Genomic DNA, 17,073 nt, shown 5'->3' with positions numbered 1-17,073 from the left:
TATCCGAGAACGCACTCAGCGGTTAACGAAACGTCCAAGCGACATACCGGACGCTAAATCCTCTAATTCGCATGGTATTTGCGCTTCAGACGTTATTCGGTCGAGGTGGCGAAATATTTTGTTTGATATATTATTATATCTGTCAAATTCGTCGTTTAGGATGTGGGCGCCCTCACCCTTCGAAGGCAGAGTCGCTCGCTATCTTGAACCCGCCGCCTCGTTGTGCATCGAACACACGACGCGACTGGCTCGTGAATGAGGCTGGGAGTTGCCACGATCGACAGGGAACGAGCGAAGGCGAGACGAGATGGACCGATGCAAGGCGACCAGAGCCAGTGAACGGTCGCACTCGGCGTCACTCCCGTTGATAGAACTCCGCGATGTCCCGCCATCGGTCGAAGTACGCCTCTTTTTGCGTATCGAAGTCCGCGCCGATCGACGGGTCTGGTTCGATAACGTCGCGCTCCCGGAGGAGGTTTTCCGCTGCCGTCTCGACGTCGCTGTAAATCGACGTGATGAGCGCGGGGGCCATGACCGCGCCGGCGGTCGTCCGCGGCTCCATCTCGACGACCGGACGGTCCCATATCGACGCGCGGAGCGTGTTCCACCAGTCGTAGTTGCCGTCGAGCGTCGGCGTCCCGTCGTTGATGACGAGCACGCGGTCGATGTCGGTGTCGAAGTGTTCTTCGACAAGCGAGATGTAGGTCCACTCGGTCAGGATGATACCGGTGATGAGCCCGCGGGCCAGTCGGCCGTGGACTTCCTCGGTCGACAGGGAGTTGTCGTAGTTGAGTCCGAGGAGCGACCCCGCGACGTCGGCGTCGAAAAACGGGCTTCGGTTGCCCTTGAGGAACATCTCGTACCCCTCTCCGCTCGGGACCTGTCGGGCGAGTTCGAGCCCGCGCTCCGGCGTACAGTTGAGGATGCGGTCGAAGAACCACCGAAGGAGGTTGCCGGTGTCGAACGACGCACCGGGAAGGTAGCCGTCGATGGGGTGGCGGTGATAATACAGCGCCGGGTGCGGCGAGACGGTCTCCGAGACGTACTTGACGACGCTCGACGCGCCGAAGGTGATGCTGAACTCCCCCGGTTTGACGCCGCCGTTCGCCAACACCGAGGCGTTGCCGTCGGTGAGTCCCTGAAAGAGTTTGATACCGTCGAAGCCGGTCCGCTCGGCTAACTGGCCGTCGGCGACGCCGATGAACGACCCCGGGGGTCGAATCGCCGGAAAGAGCGATCGAGGCAGGTCGAGCGTCTCGAACAGCGACTCGAACCACGTGGGGAGGGGCGTCGTCACGTCGGCACCGAACTTCAACGCGTTCGTCCAGTCGGTCTCGATATCGTGCCACGGCGTCGACGCGTCGAACCGGAGCCGATACAACAGCCACGTCGTCGGGCTGAGAATCCACTCCACCCGCTGGAACTTTTCGGGGTGTTCCTCGCGAAGCTTCAGAATCTTCGGAAGGGGGCTGGTCGGAGAAAACGCGATGTTCTGGTTAATCGAGAGGCCGGACAGGTCGAGGTCGCGGAGCTTCGATGCCTGTTCGGGCGCGGAATCGAAGTACATCTGCGGCGGAAACACCGGCTCGCCGTACTTATCGACGAGTACGGCCGTCCCCGACGTACTTGCGACCGAGCCGATACCGGTCTGCGGCAGCGCCGGTGCCGCCTCGTGGAGCGCACGCTCCCACGCGAGCGTCGTCTGCTCGGCGACCGGTGCCTCACCACCGGCGAGTCGTTCCCCGTCGGTGCTGTACACATCGACGTGCACGCTCGCGGTACCGAGATGAACGCCGACCAGTTGCGGGCTCTCCATACTACGGGGTCTCGTAGGACGCCATTAAACCCTTCCGAGGCAGTGACCTTGTCGACCGCGCGAGCGCGCGGTTCGACAGACCGGCCGCAGCAGAGTTCATTTGGTGGCTGTTAGCATACAATCCGGACGAGCGCACGTTCAATCGACATTCGTTTCGGGAGAGATGACATTCCGAGCGTTGATACCGAAATAAGAACGATAATCGGACAAACACGAACTATCGTTGAGATTCCTTCTATTCTGTGATTGAGAACACTAGTCCAAGGGTGCTGAACAGTCTCGACAGGGCCGGCGGAGGCTTGCAGGAGTCGTCGCGAAAGTCGTTACAAAGGTACGTTTGTAATAGCTAGTGGTTCGCGTGGAGTTCGATGACGTTGGCGGCGCTCTGGACGATATCGGGAACCTCGTCGGTGAACCGTTCGTTATTCATGCGGCTGACGGGTTGCGAGACGCTGATTGCACCCAGAACAGTCCCGTCTTTCGCGATGATGGGCGCGCCGACGCACCGGAGTCCCCGGATAAGTTCCTCGTTGTCGACGGCGTAGCCCCGGTCGCGGACCGTCGCCAACTGTGCGTCGAGTTCCGCCCTGTCGGTGATCGTCTGGTCGGTTTCCGCGGGAAGGCCGTGTTCGTCGATGATGTCGTCGACGCGCTCGGGAGAGAGGTGCGCCAGTATCGCCTTTCCGAGTCCGATAGCGTGTAGCGGCCGCCTGAGGCCGGGGTAGATGTCTAAATCGACCGCTCGCTCGCCCTGTTCGGAGGCGAGATACACGCCCTGCCCGTACTCCTCGACCATCAGATTCGCGAGTTCGCCGGTCTGTGACGCCAACCGGTGGACCTCGCGCTTCGCCACCTGATACAGCGGGTGGCGGTGCTGTACGTACCCCCCGAACCCGAGCAGCCGAAGGCTCAGTTCGTAATCGGTCCCGTCGCGGACGACGAACTTCTCGGCTTCGAGCGTGCTGAGGTGGTTGTGGACCGTGCTCTTGTTCATCTCGAGTTCCCGAGCGAGGAACGTCACGCTGCTCGACCCGTGTTCTCGGAGCGCGTCGAGCACCCGAATCGTCTTCCGACTCGTTTCGACCCGGTGGGGCGCGTTCTCTGTCATGACTGCGTGTCGTCGAGGCAACCCTAAATAGTTTGTTCCATCGAGTAGAACAGCTGTTCGATTCAGCGAGACAGCGGGGCGAACCGTCGACGCCGTTCGAACGGCGGAGCCAGACGAGGTGGAACCGAGGTATCTGGTGTCTAAGGGCCGCTGTGCGGTGTTCGGGGCAGTGCCGGCAAAAACTATTTACGCTCACTCCCTGAGCTACGGTGTATGGAGATACAGACAGAGAGCTTCTCCATCGAGAGCCACAGCAGGTTCGAGATTCTGAGCGTCACTCCCGAGGTGGAAGCGACCATCGAGGACCTCGGCGTGACCGACGGACTCGTGTACGTGTCGACGCCGCACACGTCTGCGGCGCTCTCGACTAACGAGTACGAAGAGAAGCTCCTCGACGACATGATTGACAAGTTCAAGGAGATTGCCCCCCCGGACGAGGGCTACTACCACGACCTCGACCACATCACCGCAGGTGAGCAGCCGAACGCTCACGCGCACCTCATCTCCGCGATGATCAAGCGACCGGTCCTTCTCGTCCTCCGCGACGGGGAGCTCGACCTCGGGACCTGGGAAGAGGTCATGTTCTTCGAACTGTGCGGCCCGCGCGAGCGAACGATTACCACGACGATTCTACAATAGCCATGACGGACCAACCACTCGGACGATCGGTGACTGTCGCTATCGACCACGGCCTCCATTGGGGTTCCCTCGAGGGGTTCGAGGACCCCGCGGCGCTCCTCGACACGGTGCTGGACGCCGGCCCCGACGGTATCCTCGCGAGCGTTCCATTCCTGAAGCGCTTCGAGGACCGAATCGCCGCCGCCGACGTCCACACCATCGGCACGCTCGACCTCCTGTACGACTCGACGATGCCGGGCGACATCGAAAACGCCGAAATCCACTCCCAGGTGTTCAGCGTCGAAGACTGCGCCGACGTGGCCGACGCCGCGAAGGTCGCGCTCGTCTTCGGCCGGGAGGACCCCGACGTGCTGAAGGAGAACGCCGAGTTCGTCGCGGCCGCGGCCGAGGACTGCGACGACGCGGGGATTCCGCTCATCGTCGAGCCGACCCTCTGGGGCCAGCGCGCCGACGACGAGTTCGACACCGACTACCTCGTCAACGCCAACCGCCTGGGCTTCGAACTCGGCGCGGACATCCTGAAGACGCCGTACCCACCCACGGGCTTCGAGCGTATCGTAGACAACGCGCCGGTGCCGACGTACATCGCCGGCGGACCCACCGTCGAGACGGACCGGGAGGTACTGGAGATGGTCCACGGTGCCGTCAACGCCGGCTCGCAGGGCGTGATGTTCGGCCGCAACGTCTGGCAGCGAGACGACCCCGCCGCCATCATCGACGCGCTCTCGGCCATCGTCCACGAGGGCGCGACCATCGAAGAGGCCGAGACGTTGCTATGACCTCCCGAAACACCTCCCGGACCCACTGATGAACCTTCCGTACCCCCACTTTCAGGTCAACTTCAAGGTGTACCCGGATACGAGCGGCGAGGACGCGCTCGCGTTCGCGCGCATGCTCGAAACGATAGAAGCGGAGACCGACGCGCGCTTCGTGTTGACGCCACAACTGCCGGACATTCGGCTGATAACCGAACACACCGACCTCGCCGTCACCGCGCCCGCGATGGACGCCGTCGAGCCCGGTCGCGGGATGGGGAAAATCCTCCCTGAGACCGTCGCGGACGCAGGGGCGGACGGCGTCGTCATCAACCACGCGGAGAACCGCGACACGCTGTCCGACCTCGTGTGGAAAATCGAGCGCTGCCGCGACCTCGACCTCGACTCGGTCGTCTGCGTCGACAGCATCGAGATGGGCCGAGCGGTCGCCGAGTTCGACCCCGACTCGATGATATACGAGATGCCCGAAGACATCTCGTCGGACCGCGCGATCACGCAGACCCACCCCGACCGCGTCCGCGCCTTCATGTCGATGGTCGAAGCGGAGAACCCGCGCACTCGCGTCCTCGTCGGCGGCGGCATCTCGACCGCCGAGGACGTCCGCCTCGCCTTCGAACAGGGCGGTCACGCGACCGGTGCCGCATCGGCCGTGTCGCTCGCGTCGGATCCGGAGTCGCTCCTCCGCGACATCGCCGCGAGTTTCCCCTGAGACGCCGGCGACGGCGAACGCCCCGCTTGGTTCGGCGACTGCAGCGCGTCAGACCGGCGCAATCTTTTTAGTGATCATCGATGATGTGCAATACACGTCAATGACAACGAAAAACATCCTCGTAGTGTGTGGCACATCGGTCGCGACGTCGACGGTCGTCAAGGAAGCGCTGAAAGAGAAACTCCCGGAGCGGGGCCTCGACATCGGGACCATCGCCAAGGCGAAGGCGACGGAGGCCCCCGGCAAGGTCTCGTCGGGGAACTTCGATCTTATCGTCACCACGACGCAGCTCAACCAAGACAAGTTCGACATCCCGGTCATCCACACGACGGCGTTCATGACCGGTATCGGCCAAGACGAGGTCCTCGACGACATCGCCGCGGCGCTCGAAGACTGACTGTTCGACGAGTCGGCGACGCGGATTTTTCACGAACGATAGCAATATTTATGTGGGATCACTCTCATCCTGAGACAGGGTTGTGAGTCAATAACATGGCAGTACCAGAAGTACTCTTACAGAGTGGTGTGAGTTCCCTGTTGAATTCTATCAACAGCGTAATCCAATCGTTGGGCGTGAGCGTCCTCCTTCCGATAATCATCTTCCTCATCGCGCTCGCGTTCCGGGTGGACGTGTTGAAGGCGGCGCGCTCGTCCATCCTCATCGGTATCGGCTTCATCGGCATCAATCTCGTCATCGGACTGTTCAGCGAGAACATCAGCCCGCTGGCCCAACAGATGGTCGAGGTGACCGGCATCACGCTGCCGGCGGTCGACGTCGGCTGGCCCGCCGCCGCCGCCATCGCCTTCGGTATCGCGGAACTCGGCGTCTGGATGATTCCGCTGTTCGTGGCGATGAACCTCGTCCTCTTCGCTATCGGCTTTACCTACACGCTCAACGTGGACATCTGGAACTACTGGCACTTCGCCTTCATCGGCGGGCTGGTCTACATGAGCACGAACAACTGGCTGTACTCGGTGGCGGTCGGGCTGACGCTTGGGCTGTTCGTCCTCGTCGCCGCGGACTGGACGCAGCCGGCCGTCGAAGAGACGTTCGACACGCCCGGCATCTCCATCCCGCACGGAACCTCGGCACCGTACGCCGTCGCCGCGATTCCGATTCACTGGGCGGTGGACAAGACACCCCTCGGAAACATCGAAGCGGACCCCGACGCGATTCAAGACCGGTTCGGTATCCTCGGCGAGCCCATCTTCGTCGGCCTCGCTATCGGTCTCGTCATCGGTATCGCCGCCTACAGTAACGCGCTTTTCGTCGCCGAGAGCTGGTACGCCATCCTCACCGCCGGCATCTCGTTCGCCGCGGTGATGCACATCCTGCCGATGATGGTCGGCATCCTCATGGAGGGGCTGACGCCGCTTTCGGAGTCGATTCGGAACTTCATGACCTCGCGGTTCGAAGACCGCGACATGGCGATTGGCCTCGACTCGGCCATCCTCATCGGCCACGAGTCGGTCATCGCGTCCAGCCTGCTCATCGTCCCGATCGCCATCGTGATGTCGATCATCCTCCCCGGAAACGACGTCCTGTGGGGAATCGACCTGGCGACGTTCCCGTTCTTCTTCGCGCTGATGGTTCCCATCATGAACGGCAACATCGTGAAGATGGTCGTCACGGGGACCATCCTGCTGATTCCGCTGCACTACATCTCTTCCGCGGTGGCGCCCCTCCTGACGCAGGCGGCGGGGAGCGCGGGCTTCGACCTCGCTGGCCGCGGGCTCATCACGTCGCCCGTCGCTGACGCGGGGTCGCCCGCGACGGGCGTCCTTGCCCTCATCCCGGCGCCGGTCGCCCTCGCGGTCGGGCTCGTCATCGTCCTCGGTATCTGGGTCGCACTTCGGATGTGGCCCCAGCGGATGTACATGGTCGCCGGCGCGTCAGAAGAGAAAGCGCGGGAGACCGTCGAACGTCGTCACACCGGGAAGGGCGGCGGCCTCTTGCCCAACAAACTCGGCTCGTCAGCCGACGTGACGGCCGCAGAGGGCCGCTCCGACGACTGACCGCGCAGTTCCCCGTTGACGTCCGCGGCCCGACCGCGACGAGCCACCGTGCTTCGCCGAACCGTCGGCGAACCGGTACCAACACTTTTCTCGGAGACCCGCGTACGACTCATCGATGCGAACTGAAAGCCTCGAACTGACTGGCGAGACGGACGAAGCGGTCCTCACGGAACTCGGCGCGTACGCTTACGACCGGGGATGGGCCGACGAGAGCTACGCGGATGCCCTCCTGACGCGGGAAGCCGACTATCCGACGGGGCTCGACATCCCGACGATGGGGTTCGGCATCGCCATCCCCCACGCCGACCCCGACCACGTCTCCGAACAGGCAGTGCTCCTCGGATTGCCGCCCGCGGGCGAGTCGATAGCCTTCCGAAGCATGGACAACCCCGACGAGCGCGTCGACGCCGAGGTCGTCGTGTTGCTCCTCGTGACAGAGACCGAGGGCTACTCGTCGTTCCTCTCGAACCTCGCCAAACTCTTTCAGGCCGAGGAGTTCGCCGAATTGACGAAGCGCCGCGACGCCGACGGCCTGCTCGACCTCGTCGTCGAGCGCTGCGTCGATTTCGACGGCTGAACCGGAGAAGACGACGCCGCGGAGCGGCGCTTCACGGCGAGCGAGCGGCCAGTCTTCTACTCCACTCCACTCCAGTTGTTAGTCTAAGAGCGCTCGAACGTCCTCGTTGGTCTCGGCGCGGAGGGCAGCCTCGGCGAGCGCCGCCGCCGACTCGTCATCGACGGCCCGGACGCCCGCTTTCACCTCGGGAATCGTCACGGCGCTCATGCTCAACTCGTCGAAACCGAGCCCGACGAGCAGTTCCGTGTGCGCGGGGTCGCCGGCCATTTCGCCGCACATGCCGACCCAGGCGTCGCCGTCGTGAGCGGCCTCGACCGTCCGCGCGATGGCGCGGAGCACCGGCGGGTGAAGCGGGTCGTGTAAGGAGGCGACGCGGTCGTCGTCGCGGGCCGCGGCCATCACGTACTGCGTGAGGTCGTTCGTCCCGATACTGAGGAAGTCGAGGCGGTCGGCGAACTCGCGGGCGAGAAACACCGACGCCGGCGTCTCGACCATCGCGCCGAGTTCGGGAACCGCGTAGTCGACGCCCGCCTCGTCCAGTTCCGCGGCGATTGCGCTCACTTCGTCGAGGAGCGCGTCGAGTTCCGTCACCGTCGACACCAGCGGGAACATCACGGCGAGCTGCGCCGGCCCGGCGGCCGCACGCAGAATCGCGCGGACGTGTTCTTCGAACAGTTCGGGTCGCTCGCCCGGCGCGAACCGGACGCCGCGAACGCCGAGAAACGGGTTGTCGCCGGGGTCGGAGTCGACGTACGGAATCGGCTTGTCGCCCCCGATGTCGAGCGTTCGGACGACCACGCGCGACCCGGCGAACGCCTCGCACACCTCGGTGAGCGCCTCGTACTGCTCGTCTTCGTCCGGCGGCGTCTCCCGGTCGAGAAAGAGGAACTCCGTTCGAAAGAGCCCGACGCCGTCCGCACCGCGTTCGGCGGCCGCCACCGCTTCCCGCGGCGTCCCGACGTTCGCGGCGACTTCGACGTGTCGGCCGCCGGCCGTCGTGACGGGGTCGTGTTCCACCGTTGCACCGCCCGATTCCCGCGCCGCGGCGACGGCGTCGGCGTCTGGGTCGACGGTCACGTCGCCCGTGGTGCCGTCGACGACGAGGCGCGTGCCGTCAGCAAGGTCGAGCACATCGGTGCCGACGCCGACCACCGCCGGAATCGCCAGCGACCGGGCCATGATGGCGGCGTGGGAGGTTCGTCCTCCCTCGACCGTGACGAACCCGGCGACGGCGTCGGGGTCTAACTGCGCGGTATCGCTCGGGGTGAGTCGCTCCGCGACGAGCACCGTTCCCTCGGGGAGCGCCGAGAGGTCGACCCGGTCGCGGTCGAGCAGGATGCGAAGCACTCGGTCGCGGACGTCGCGGAGGTCGTCCGCGCGCTCGGCGAACATCCCGTCTGCGGCCTCGAACGTGGCGATTGGGTCCTCGAACGCCTGCGAGACGGCGCCCTCGGCGGTGACGCCGTCTTCGCTGATCGCGGTCTCGACGCCCTCGGTGATCTGTGGGTCGGCGAGGAACTGCTGGTGCGCGTCGAAGATTTCCGCTTCTTCGGTGCCGACGCGCTCGGCCGTCCGTGACCGTTCGCGAGCGAGCTCGTCCGCCGCCGTCTCCCGTGCCGCCTCGAACCGCCGAAGTTCAGCTTCGGGGTCGGCCGTCGACCGCTCGCTCTCGTCGAGGTCGACCGTCGAATCGTACTGGACGACCGTGCCAACACCGAGAAGTGGTGTCACGCCGACGCCCGAGATTCTACGGTCGCTCATCGGTCCCTCGTAGCTACCGCTGGATACGCTGCGCTTGCGAACATCACACGCGACTAGTCCGCGTCCGCCGGCAAAAACGCTCGCGAAGCGGTAAAGCCTTTAGTACCGGCGTGGGAAATGGTGGCACGGATGGCAGCGAAATCAGCGACAGTAGTCGTAGAGCACGAGACCGGTCTCCACGCACGCCCCGCGTCGATGTTCGTCCAGACGGCGTCGAAGTTCGAGACGGATATCTCCGTGCGGAAAGCAGGCGGGGAGACGGAAGTAGACGCGAAAAGCAGTATCGCCGTCCTCTCGCTCGGCGTCGGCCCGGACGAAGAGATCGTCATCACCGCCGACGGCAGCGACGGCGAGCAGGCCGTCGAACGGCTCGTCGAACTCGTCCAGAACGACTTCGACCTCGATTCGTAACGACCGCTCGGGCTCGCGGTCGACCGCGACGCTCGACGGCGTGGCGAGCGCGACCCGCGGCCACAAAGCCGCTTGCACCTTCGACGCCGAACCGACGCTCGCGACCGCCGGCCGGGATGATGACGACAGATGAGCATCGCCGTCAAGCCGATGTTCTGCCTCGTTCTGACGGTCGCCATCGTGAGCCGCCTGCTGTTCAACTCCGGCGGGGCGCTGGCGATGGTCGACGACGAGTTCGACCGCGGGGGGAGCGGCCTCGCGGGGTGTCTGTGTCTCTCGTTCGGAGATAGAAACATACAATAATTGAGAGGAATAGAGATTATCTAAAGATATGTCATTTTAGGTCTGTTCGGACAGTACATATGAATAGACGTATCAGGCCATCTATCGGTGTTTGAGGAGTATTTGTCTTAGACTGCTATTCGAGTATCGATAATCTGGCTTGACCGGCCAGATATTGAATTAATCAGCGTACTCGCGTATTTCTGGGCCTAATTGACAGCGAAAACGTATATTTCGAAAATCCATTTCTGATTTATGATAGTATGTCCTTTCCACGAACGGTCTCCCCACTCCGGAGTGACGTTCGCTACCGAGAACGACGGCGACCGAGTCGCCTCCGGTGCTGGACGGGTTCTGAAGCGCGCGAAAGACGCCGAATCGGAAGCGCCTCGGACTCGGCCGAACGCTAGGACCCGCTCCGAAGCGCAAGTGAGTAGATGATAAACGACAGTCCGACGATTTGGCTTATCGCGGTCCCGAGCGGCAGATAAAACATGTAGATGTCGACGTGGAGCCCAAACGAGGCGGTGGCGAGTGACATGAGCGGTGGAATGACGGTGACGAACGCGAGGCCGACCGCGAGAAACAACATTCGTCGGTTCGCGTTCCGACGGTATCCGTGGTAGGCCTGGAAGACGATAAACAGGCCCATCACGATTGTGACGAAGAACGCGGCGAACAGCGTCACGTAGCGTATCGGCAGCGTAAGAAGGTCAATCTGAAGCGGTTGCATCACAGTTCCTCCCAGATCCGCGTGAAGCGGTCCGCCATCGTTTCGGGCTCCCGTTCTTCGATTGTGAGTTTGAGTTCATCGTTCTCTAATTCCACCGTGAGGCGCTTGAGCCGTGCTTTGTAGACGCTGTAGTGGTGCCCATCGCCTTCGAGTTCGGTCTGCTCTTCGAGAAGTCCGCAGTCGATCAGGCGCTCGGTGCGCCGGTAAATCGTCGGGAGCGACGCGTCGCACGCTTCACTGAGCTCTTTGGCGGACTTCGCTGTCGTGTCTGTCGACGTGAGGATGGTCCGTGCGTATTTGTCGTCGAGGAGGTGGTAGACTTCCTCCGGTGTAGACTCCTCACACACAACGGGGTATCATCGTGAGTGATGTTTATCGGTGCGTCGATTTTCTGGCCCAGAAAACGTGCGTCGCCCTATATACTCTCGGGCCGAGACGGCAGTCGGACATCTGTGACCCGGTCAAACTTTCCGACCCAGAAAATCTGTGTCGGTGTTTAATCACCTATCTGCCGCTTGCTCTCTCGTGAAACGACAGCCAGACACCGATGGCCGCGTTCGAGTATTGACCTATCAACGGATCGGACGGCGACTCGCTCGCCGTCGGAGCGCAATCGGGGTGGAGCGTCGGTGAAGCGGTTCTTCTCCGCTGTGTTCGCGTTGTTGTTGCTCACGTCGTCGGTCGGCGCCGTCGCGAGTACGGCGGGTGCGACCGAAGTCGCCATCCATGCCGACGCGTCCGTTAGCGACCCCGCACCGGGCGAACCGTTCGTCGTCTCCGTCAACCTGAGCAACGTCGGCGACGAGTCTGTCGACGTGACCGACGTGTACCTCCGCGATCCGAGCGGGGCCGAGTACGCGCGGGCCGAAGATCTCGGGTCGCTTACCGCGGGGCGTGAGATGAGCGTTCCCATGAGTGTCACCCTCGACGAGGAGGGGAGAAAACGGCTCACCGTCCAAGCGGCCGTTAGGGGACAAGGCGGTGGATACACCCGTGTGAGCTACCCGGTGTACGTAGATGTCGAGCCACCAGACGAGGCCGCAATCTCGTTCGAACACCTCGACCCCGTCGCGGGCGACGAGCGTTCCGTCGGGGTGACCGTTGCCAACGGTGACACCGACACGATTTCGAACGTCAAACTCACGCTCGGCGGCGACGCCGACGTAGAGGACCCGAAACGCGTGAGCGCCTCGCTCGCGCCCGGTTCGAAGGCCGACTACACGTACAACGTGACATTTCCCGAAGCCGGTGAGCACACGCTCCGCGGCACGGTCCAGTACAAAACCGCGACCGGAGCAACGCGGACAGCGACCGTCGAGAAGGCGGTGACCGCCGAGACCGCTGATATCGACACCGGTCTCACCGCGACGGTGGCCGAGTCGAACGGGTCGTCGGTCATTCAGACGACGCTCACAGAGTACGGGAACGTCGGCCTCACCGACGTTCAGTTCCGGGCGGTCGTCGACGGAACGGTCGTTGAACGCGCCCTCGTCTCGGACGTCGACCCGAAGACGTCGCAGACGTTCGCACTCAGCGGGACCGACATTCCCACGGGTGCGGTAACCATCGTCGCCGCGTACACCGCCGGTGGTGACGCCCACACGACCGAAACGACCATCGACTACAACCCCCGCGAGTTGTCGAACATCGAACTGACCGGTATCGAAGCGACGCGGAGCGGTTCGACCGTCACGCTGAGCGGCGATGCCGCGAACGTCGGGAGCAGTGACGCCGACTCCGTGCTCATGAGCGTCGGTGACGCCGCCGGGGTCAGCCCGGCTGCGCCGAACGGCGAGTACTTCGTCGGCACCGTCGAATCCAGCGAGTTCGCCACGTTCGAACTGACTGCCGAGACGGATTCAAACGGCTCGGTCGACAGCCTCCCCGTCGAAATCCGCTACTCTGCGGGTGGTGAGCAGTTCGTCCGGACGGTCCACGTCGACCTCGCGTCGAGCGAGTCGGCCGCGCGGGGTGGTGCGGCCGCGAGCAGTAGTTCCGGTGGTGGCAGCAGCGGGTTCTCCGTGGCGGCGCTCAGTATCGCACTCGCCGTTGCGGTCGGTGCTGCTGGTGTCTACTGGCGACGACAACAGTCATGAGCGTCATCGAACTCGAGGATGTCATCAAGCGCTATCAGAGCGGTGTGGAAACGGTTGAGGCGCTCAAGGGCGTGGACTTCAGCGCCGACCGCGGCGAGATGGTCACCGTCATCGGCCCTTCGGGTTCGGGCAAGAGTACCATGCTCAACATGATCGGACTGCTCGACACGCCCACGGAGGGCCACGTCCACCTCGACGCCCGCGACGTGACCGACTTCAGCGAGGACGAACTCACCGAAGAGCGCCGAACGGGAATCGGGTTCGTGTTCCAGGACTTCCACCTGCTTCCCATGCTGACGGCGGTCGAGAACGTCGAACTCCCCTCGATGTGGAACACCTCGGTAGACAGGCACGACCGCGCGGTTGAGTTGCTCCGTCGCGTCGGTCTCGGCGACCGCTTAGACCACACGCCCGACCAGTTATCCGGCGGCCAACAACAGCGTGTCGCAGTCGCGCGGTCGCTCATCAACGAACCGGACATCCTCTTGGCCGACGAGCCCACGGGGAACCTCGACCAGGACACCGGTCAGACGATTCTCGAAGAACTGACGCGGCTGAAGGAAGATGAGAACGTCGCCATCGTCGCGGTCACTCACGACGACCAGATGCTCGACTACACCGACACCACCGTCCGCATCGTCGACGGCGTCATCCAAGAGGTGGATCAGCCGTGAGTATCGCCGATTACCTGTGGCGGTATCCGAGCGCGCTCATGGCGTGGCGCAACCTCGGCCGCAACCGAACGCGAACGGTGCTGGCGGCACTCGGCATCGTTATCGGCGTGATTTCCATTGCGTCGCTCGGGATGGCGGGTGCAGCGCTCCAACAGCAGGCCACCTCCGACCTCGGCTCTATCGGCGGTGATGTGACGATCGCCTCGGGAGCGGACAGCGCCACCGACGGCGTCACCCGAGCGCAGGTCGAAACGCTCCGTGACATCGTGAGTGACGCGGAGGTGGTTCCACAGAAGTCGAACTCGACGGCGCTAACCGCGCGAAACGGCGAGGAGGCGCGGATGAGCGTCACGGGGGTGACGAACGCCGCCGCGCTGTACAACCTCACGAACGGCGACGCACCGAATCGGCTGGCTTCGGGGGCGCTCATCAGCAACGGCACCGCCGAGACACTTGACCTCGAACTCGGCGACCCCGTCGAGTACGACGGTCAGATATACCGCATCAGCGGATTCCTCGAGGAGTCGGGTGGCTTCGGCGGCGGTGGCGGCCAACTCGTGTTGCCGATGTCAGCGCTCTCTGAGCAGGACGGGTACGACACCGTGACCGTCGTCGCCGGCAATAGCGACGCGGCCGCGGCCCTCGCTGACGTGATCGACGCCCAGTTCAACGGGGAAGACGACGAGGAGCTACGCGTGAGCACGTTCGGGAGCTTAGACAGCCTCGAAACGTTCCTGAACACGCTCAACTACGCGCTGCTCGCTATCGGTGCCATCTCGCTCGTCGTGGCGAGCGTCGCCATCCTCAACGTGATGCTGATGAGCACGGTCGAACGCCGCGGCGAAATCGGCGTCCTCCGGGCCGTCGGGATTCGCCGTGGTGAGGTACTCCGGATGATTCTGACCGAGGCCGCCCTCATGGGTGCCGTCGGCGGATTGATCGGAGCGCTCGGGTCGCTCCTCGTCGGACTGGCCATGTTCCAGTTACTCACGGGTAACGCGATGGCCGTGTTCAACTGGAGTAGCTCCCAGTACCTCCTGTTCGGGTTCGCATTCGCCGTCGTGGCGAGCGTCCTGAGCGGTGTCTACCCCGCGTGGAAGGCCGCCAACGACCGCCCGGTCGACGCGCTTCGGAGCTGAGCCGTCGACTCTTTTCGGCCGACATCCGTCGGCGAGTTTCGGACTCGGGCGTCAAACGGGGTGAAAAAACACGTGCTGACGTGCGGGCTGGAGAGAGAGCGACGCGCCTAATGGAACGCTCTCCACAGCAGACCGAGGAGGATGAACGGTGCGAACGGTATCATGAGCACCGCGATTCCGGCGACGATGAGCGTCCCCATGAGTCCCATCTGGATGTTCGAGTAGTCGGTTCGAACGGGGTTGACTGCGCGAGCCATACGTGGTCGTCGGACGCACAGATATATAAAGTAACTGAATAGTTAATATATAAATGGTCGTGGGAACGGGAGCGGCAGGTGTGGGGAGACACGACGCGGTGGATCCGTTGTGATTTCGGGACGTTTATTTCTATCAATAAGACAACATTAAATATGAGTCAAATAGACTGGACCGCTCTCCTGATGGTTGGTGGTTCATTTCTCGTCGGTGCTGTTGGCTTCCTCCTGCTTGGTCCGGTCGGATTCTTTATCGGACTCGTCGGCACAATATTCGTCGGATTTCCACTCAAATCTGCCTATGAAAACTACCAGTCTCGAATGGCAACACTAGAGGAGCGCGTTGCGAAAACGGAATCAACAGTTGAACAGCTCAAGATAGATGACAGTCCAGACGAGGGCGAATGATTGCGAGAATCTGTTAGAACCTATTTCTACTCTAACTCTCGTGAGACTACCGGTCACTCCAATTGCGTGCTGGGATTGGCGATTTGATAGCCTGACTGATGACCGACTCGCCCGCTGTATTCAGCACGGTCTCGACAAACCATCAGCGGCGGTATATCCCAATAGAGCCGACACGGCGGTGGGCCTACGCCCGACTCGGTTCAGGCGCTCGAAGCGCCAAGAGCACGCCGGCGATAGCGACGCCTCCGGCGGCGAAGAACGCCGGTGCGTATCCCGCGTAGTCGATAATCGCGCCGGCGGCGATGGGGGCGGCGAACGCGCCGAGGAGACCGACGCTCGTCAGGAGCGAGACGGCCGTGGTCCGCACCGCGGGGGCGACGAGTTCGGCGATGTACGAGAAGATGAGCCCCGTCACGAGTTGGATGGCGAAGCCGACGACGACGACCGCGCCGACGACGAGGCCGAGTTCCGAGACGAACGCGAACGCGACGACCGCCGGCGTGGCGACGGCGAACGACGAGACGATGACCCGGCGACGACGACCGCCGAACACGCGGTCGGTGACCACGCCGCTGGTCGACCGCGCGACCGCGCCGATAGCGGGGAACAGCGCGGTCAGGAGGCCGCTCGCGGCCAGCGAAATCGGGAACTCGCTGGCGAGGAAACTCGGGAGCCACGTGTTGACGAAGAGGTACAGCGAGTAGGCGAGAAAACAGAGCGCGCAGACGGTCCAGACCGCACGGCTACCGAACAGTTCGCGGAGCGCCGCCCGGTCGGGTGCGGGCGCGTCGACGCCGGGGACGCGCCGGCGGGTCGCGAGCAAGAAAACCACGACGCCGACGACGGCGACCGCGGCGTACAGCGGGAGAATCGCGGGCCACCCGGCGACGTTCGCGATGAGCGGGCTCCCGAACTGCCCGAGGGCGAAGCCGACGGGCGCGCTCGCGGTGAACACGCCGACTGCGGTCGCGCGCTGTTCCGGGGGGACCGCGCTGCCGACCACGTTCGCGCCCGCGTTCCAGAACGTGACGTACGCGAGCCCGCCGAGCACCCGTGAGACGAGGAGCCAGCCGTACGCCCCGGCGGTGGCCGCGTACCAGCCCCACCCGCCGGCGACGACGAGGGCGACGGTCGCGAGCGCGACCACGCGGCGCACCGAAAAGCGGTCGAGGACGACGCCGATGGGGACGCTCGTGACGACCGCCGTCGCGTACATGATGCTCACGAGCCAGCCTGCCGCGCTCGCGCTCAGCCCGAGAGACTCTTGAATCACCGGCAGCACGCTCGCCGGGGCGATTTCGTAGGCCGCCGCCGCCGTCGAAAGCAGGAAGAAGCCGACGACGATGCCCAGTATCTCGCGTCGCGTGCCCGCCGTGTCCGGTGTCGTACTCACGGTTTCGCTACCTGCTCGGCGTGGACTGAAATCGTTTGTCGTTCTGCTGTGCTGAGCAGACGAGCCACACGATAGTTTTGTGCTTTTTGTCGATTACTACCGTTCTTCGAGCACGGTATTGTCTCGGGCCAATTGACACAGACTAATACAATACTCCAACACTAGTGTAATCTATTTTTGCTCGATTATCTGGGACGACTGTCGATGTGAAACACTATAGGGAAATACATAACGGTGAAAATAGCTGAGATGGCTGATTAAATGTGAGACATACATAGTTT

Annotated in this window: 19 protein-coding genes; 12 read left to right on the top strand and 7 right to left on the bottom strand. The window is 63.3% G+C overall.

Going from position 1 to position 17,073, the window contains the following annotated elements; translation table 11 throughout:
• Nucleotides 1-355: 355 nt before the first annotated feature.
• Both DEQ92_RS14385 and DEQ92_RS14380 read right to left on the bottom strand, forming a co-directional pair.
• Complete coding sequence (locus DEQ92_RS14385) at nucleotides 356-1,816, bottom strand: FGGY family carbohydrate kinase (RefSeq protein ID WP_004976013.1); 1,461 nt, start codon at nucleotides 1,814-1,816, stop codon at nucleotides 356-358.
• Nucleotides 1,817-2,162: 346 nt separating this feature from the next.
• Complete coding sequence (locus DEQ92_RS14380) at nucleotides 2,163-2,924, bottom strand: IclR family transcriptional regulator (protein WP_004976010.1); 762 nt, start codon at nucleotides 2,922-2,924, stop codon at nucleotides 2,163-2,165.
• A 213-nt stretch (nucleotides 2,925-3,137) separates the two neighbouring features.
• Between DEQ92_RS14380 and DEQ92_RS14375 the strand changes: the two genes are divergently transcribed.
• From DEQ92_RS14375 to DEQ92_RS14350, 6 genes are all read left to right on the top strand, one after another.
• Complete coding sequence (locus DEQ92_RS14375; protein WP_004967184.1) at nucleotides 3,138-3,563, top strand: secondary thiamine-phosphate synthase enzyme YjbQ; 426 nt, start codon at nucleotides 3,138-3,140, stop codon at nucleotides 3,561-3,563.
• 2 nt (nucleotides 3,564-3,565) lie between these two features.
• A complete protein-coding gene (locus tag DEQ92_RS14370) occupies nucleotides 3,566-4,342 on the top strand; it encodes a class I fructose-bisphosphate aldolase (RefSeq protein WP_115821058.1) in 777 nt (258 codons plus the stop codon).
• A 28-nt stretch (nucleotides 4,343-4,370) separates the two neighbouring features.
• On the top strand, nucleotides 4,371-5,048 hold the full coding sequence (locus DEQ92_RS14365) for a triose-phosphate isomerase (RefSeq protein ID WP_004976006.1): 678 nt from the start codon (nucleotides 4,371-4,373) through the stop codon (nucleotides 5,046-5,048).
• Between the two features lie 100 nt (nucleotides 5,049-5,148).
• Nucleotides 5,149-5,445, top strand: a complete 297-nt coding sequence (locus DEQ92_RS14360; protein ID WP_004976001.1) for a PTS sugar transporter subunit IIB — start codon at nucleotides 5,149-5,151, stop codon at nucleotides 5,443-5,445.
• A gap of 176 nt (nucleotides 5,446-5,621) precedes the next feature.
• Nucleotides 5,622-7,064, top strand: a complete 1,443-nt coding sequence (locus tag DEQ92_RS14355) for a PTS galactitol transporter subunit IIC (RefSeq protein WP_049905142.1) — start codon at nucleotides 5,622-5,624, stop codon at nucleotides 7,062-7,064.
• Between the two features lie 115 nt (nucleotides 7,065-7,179).
• Nucleotides 7,180-7,641 carry a PTS sugar transporter subunit IIA gene (locus tag DEQ92_RS14350; protein ID WP_004975995.1) on the top strand — a complete coding sequence of 154 codons (462 nt, stop codon included), beginning with the start codon at nucleotides 7,180-7,182 and terminating at the stop codon, nucleotides 7,639-7,641.
• Nucleotides 7,642-7,719: 78 nt separating this feature from the next.
• Here the strand turns inward: DEQ92_RS14350 and ptsP are convergent, their stop codons facing one another.
• A complete protein-coding gene (ptsP, locus tag DEQ92_RS14345) occupies nucleotides 7,720-9,402 on the bottom strand; it encodes a phosphoenolpyruvate--protein phosphotransferase (RefSeq protein WP_115821057.1) in 1,683 nt (560 codons plus the stop codon).
• Nucleotides 9,403-9,531: 129 nt separating this feature from the next.
• Here ptsP and DEQ92_RS14340 point away from each other — a divergent pair, with 129 nt between their 5' ends.
• Both DEQ92_RS14340 and DEQ92_RS23915 read left to right on the top strand, forming a co-directional pair.
• A complete protein-coding gene (locus DEQ92_RS14340) occupies nucleotides 9,532-9,813 on the top strand; it encodes an HPr family phosphocarrier protein (protein ID WP_081605232.1) in 282 nt (93 codons plus the stop codon).
• A gap of 129 nt (nucleotides 9,814-9,942) precedes the next feature.
• Nucleotides 9,943-10,116, top strand: a complete 174-nt coding sequence (locus DEQ92_RS23915) for a hypothetical protein (RefSeq protein WP_199522920.1) — start codon at nucleotides 9,943-9,945, stop codon at nucleotides 10,114-10,116.
• A 385-nt stretch (nucleotides 10,117-10,501) separates the two neighbouring features.
• On the opposite strand, the gene DEQ92_RS14335 is transcribed toward DEQ92_RS23915, so the two are convergent.
• Nucleotides 10,502-10,828: a hypothetical protein gene (locus DEQ92_RS14335; RefSeq protein ID WP_004975981.1), complete on the bottom strand. Its 327-nt coding sequence runs from the start codon at nucleotides 10,826-10,828 to the stop codon at nucleotides 10,502-10,504.
• A complete protein-coding gene (locus DEQ92_RS14330) occupies nucleotides 10,828-11,175 on the bottom strand; it encodes a helix-turn-helix transcriptional regulator (RefSeq protein WP_004975978.1) in 348 nt (115 codons plus the stop codon). The genes DEQ92_RS14335 and DEQ92_RS14330 overlap by 1 nt, the downstream gene beginning before the upstream one ends.
• Nucleotides 11,176-11,457: 282 nt before the next feature.
• On the opposite strand from DEQ92_RS14330, the gene DEQ92_RS14325 reads away from it, so the two are divergent.
• Genes DEQ92_RS14325 through DEQ92_RS14315 form a run of 3 tightly spaced genes read left to right on the top strand, consistent with a single transcriptional unit; the run spans nucleotide 11,458 to nucleotide 14,737 of the window.
• Nucleotides 11,458-12,924, top strand: coding sequence for a hypothetical protein (locus DEQ92_RS14325; RefSeq protein WP_115821056.1), 1,467 nt, complete (start codon nucleotides 11,458-11,460; stop codon nucleotides 12,922-12,924).
• Nucleotides 12,921-13,598: an ABC transporter ATP-binding protein gene (locus DEQ92_RS14320; RefSeq protein ID WP_004975976.1), complete on the top strand. Its 678-nt coding sequence runs from the start codon at nucleotides 12,921-12,923 to the stop codon at nucleotides 13,596-13,598. The genes DEQ92_RS14325 and DEQ92_RS14320 overlap by 4 nt, the downstream gene beginning before the upstream one ends.
• The gene (locus DEQ92_RS14315) at nucleotides 13,595-14,737 is read left to right on the top strand and encodes an ABC transporter permease (protein ID WP_004975975.1); all 1,143 of its coding nucleotides are present in this window, start codon (nucleotides 13,595-13,597) and stop codon (nucleotides 14,735-14,737) included. The genes DEQ92_RS14320 and DEQ92_RS14315 overlap by 4 nt, the downstream gene beginning before the upstream one ends.
• A gap of 107 nt (nucleotides 14,738-14,844) precedes the next feature.
• Here DEQ92_RS14315 and DEQ92_RS23910 read toward each other — a convergent pair whose 3' ends face one another.
• Entirely contained in the window at nucleotides 14,845-14,994 is a 150-nt protein-coding gene (locus tag DEQ92_RS23910; RefSeq protein ID WP_199522919.1) for a hypothetical protein, read from the bottom strand.
• A gap of 153 nt (nucleotides 14,995-15,147) precedes the next feature.
• On the opposite strand from DEQ92_RS23910, the gene DEQ92_RS14310 reads away from it, so the two are divergent.
• Nucleotides 15,148-15,399 carry a DUF456 domain-containing protein gene (locus DEQ92_RS14310; RefSeq protein WP_115821055.1) on the top strand — a complete coding sequence of 84 codons (252 nt, stop codon included), beginning with the start codon at nucleotides 15,148-15,150 and terminating at the stop codon, nucleotides 15,397-15,399.
• Between the two features lie 184 nt (nucleotides 15,400-15,583).
• On the opposite strand, the gene DEQ92_RS14305 is transcribed toward DEQ92_RS14310, so the two are convergent.
• On the bottom strand, nucleotides 15,584-16,792 hold the full coding sequence (locus tag DEQ92_RS14305) for a nitrate/nitrite transporter (RefSeq protein WP_115821054.1): 1,209 nt from the start codon (nucleotides 16,790-16,792) through the stop codon (nucleotides 15,584-15,586).
• Between the last annotated feature and the right edge of the window lie 281 nt (nucleotides 16,793-17,073).

Source organism: Haloferax sp. Atlit-6N (genome assembly GCF_003383195.1).
Lineage (GTDB): Archaea > Halobacteriota > Halobacteria > Halobacteriales > Haloferacaceae > Haloferax > Haloferax gibbonsii.
This window is presented reverse-complemented; position numbering and strand designations above follow the sequence as displayed.

Excerpts from the sequence above, each read along its gene's own strand:
- DEQ92_RS14370 (WP_115821058.1), top strand. The coding sequence starts at position 3,566 with ATGACGGACCAACCACTCGGACGATCGGTGACTGTCGCTATCGACCAC.
- DEQ92_RS23915 (WP_199522920.1), top strand. The coding sequence starts at position 9,943 with ATGAGCATCGCCGTCAAGCCGATGTTCTGCCTCGTTCTGACGGTCGCC.
- DEQ92_RS14365 (WP_004976006.1), top strand. The coding sequence starts at position 4,371 with ATGAACCTTCCGTACCCCCACTTTCAGGTCAACTTCAAGGTGTACCCG.
- DEQ92_RS14350 (WP_004975995.1), top strand. The coding sequence starts at position 7,180 with ATGCGAACTGAAAGCCTCGAACTGACTGGCGAGACGGACGAAGCGGTC.
- DEQ92_RS14310 (WP_115821055.1), top strand. The coding sequence starts at position 15,148 with ATGAGTCAAATAGACTGGACCGCTCTCCTGATGGTTGGTGGTTCATTT.
- DEQ92_RS14385 (WP_004976013.1), bottom strand. The coding sequence starts at position 1,816 with ATGGAGAGCCCGCAACTGGTCGGCGTTCATCTCGGTACCGCGAGCGTG.
- ptsP (WP_115821057.1), bottom strand. The coding sequence starts at position 9,402 with ATGAGCGACCGTAGAATCTCGGGCGTCGGCGTGACACCACTTCTCGGT.
- DEQ92_RS14380 (WP_004976010.1), bottom strand. The coding sequence starts at position 2,924 with ATGACAGAGAACGCGCCCCACCGGGTCGAAACGAGTCGGAAGACGATT.
- DEQ92_RS14375 (WP_004967184.1), top strand. The coding sequence starts at position 3,138 with ATGGAGATACAGACAGAGAGCTTCTCCATCGAGAGCCACAGCAGGTTC.
- DEQ92_RS14320 (WP_004975976.1), top strand. The coding sequence starts at position 12,921 with ATGAGCGTCATCGAACTCGAGGATGTCATCAAGCGCTATCAGAGCGGT.
- DEQ92_RS14340 (WP_081605232.1), top strand. The coding sequence starts at position 9,532 with ATGGCAGCGAAATCAGCGACAGTAGTCGTAGAGCACGAGACCGGTCTC.
- DEQ92_RS14335 (WP_004975981.1), bottom strand. The coding sequence starts at position 10,828 with ATGCAACCGCTTCAGATTGACCTTCTTACGCTGCCGATACGCTACGTG.
- DEQ92_RS23910 (WP_199522919.1), bottom strand. The coding sequence starts at position 14,994 with ATGGCTCGCGCAGTCAACCCCGTTCGAACCGACTACTCGAACATCCAG.
- DEQ92_RS14360 (WP_004976001.1), top strand. The coding sequence starts at position 5,149 with ATGACAACGAAAAACATCCTCGTAGTGTGTGGCACATCGGTCGCGACG.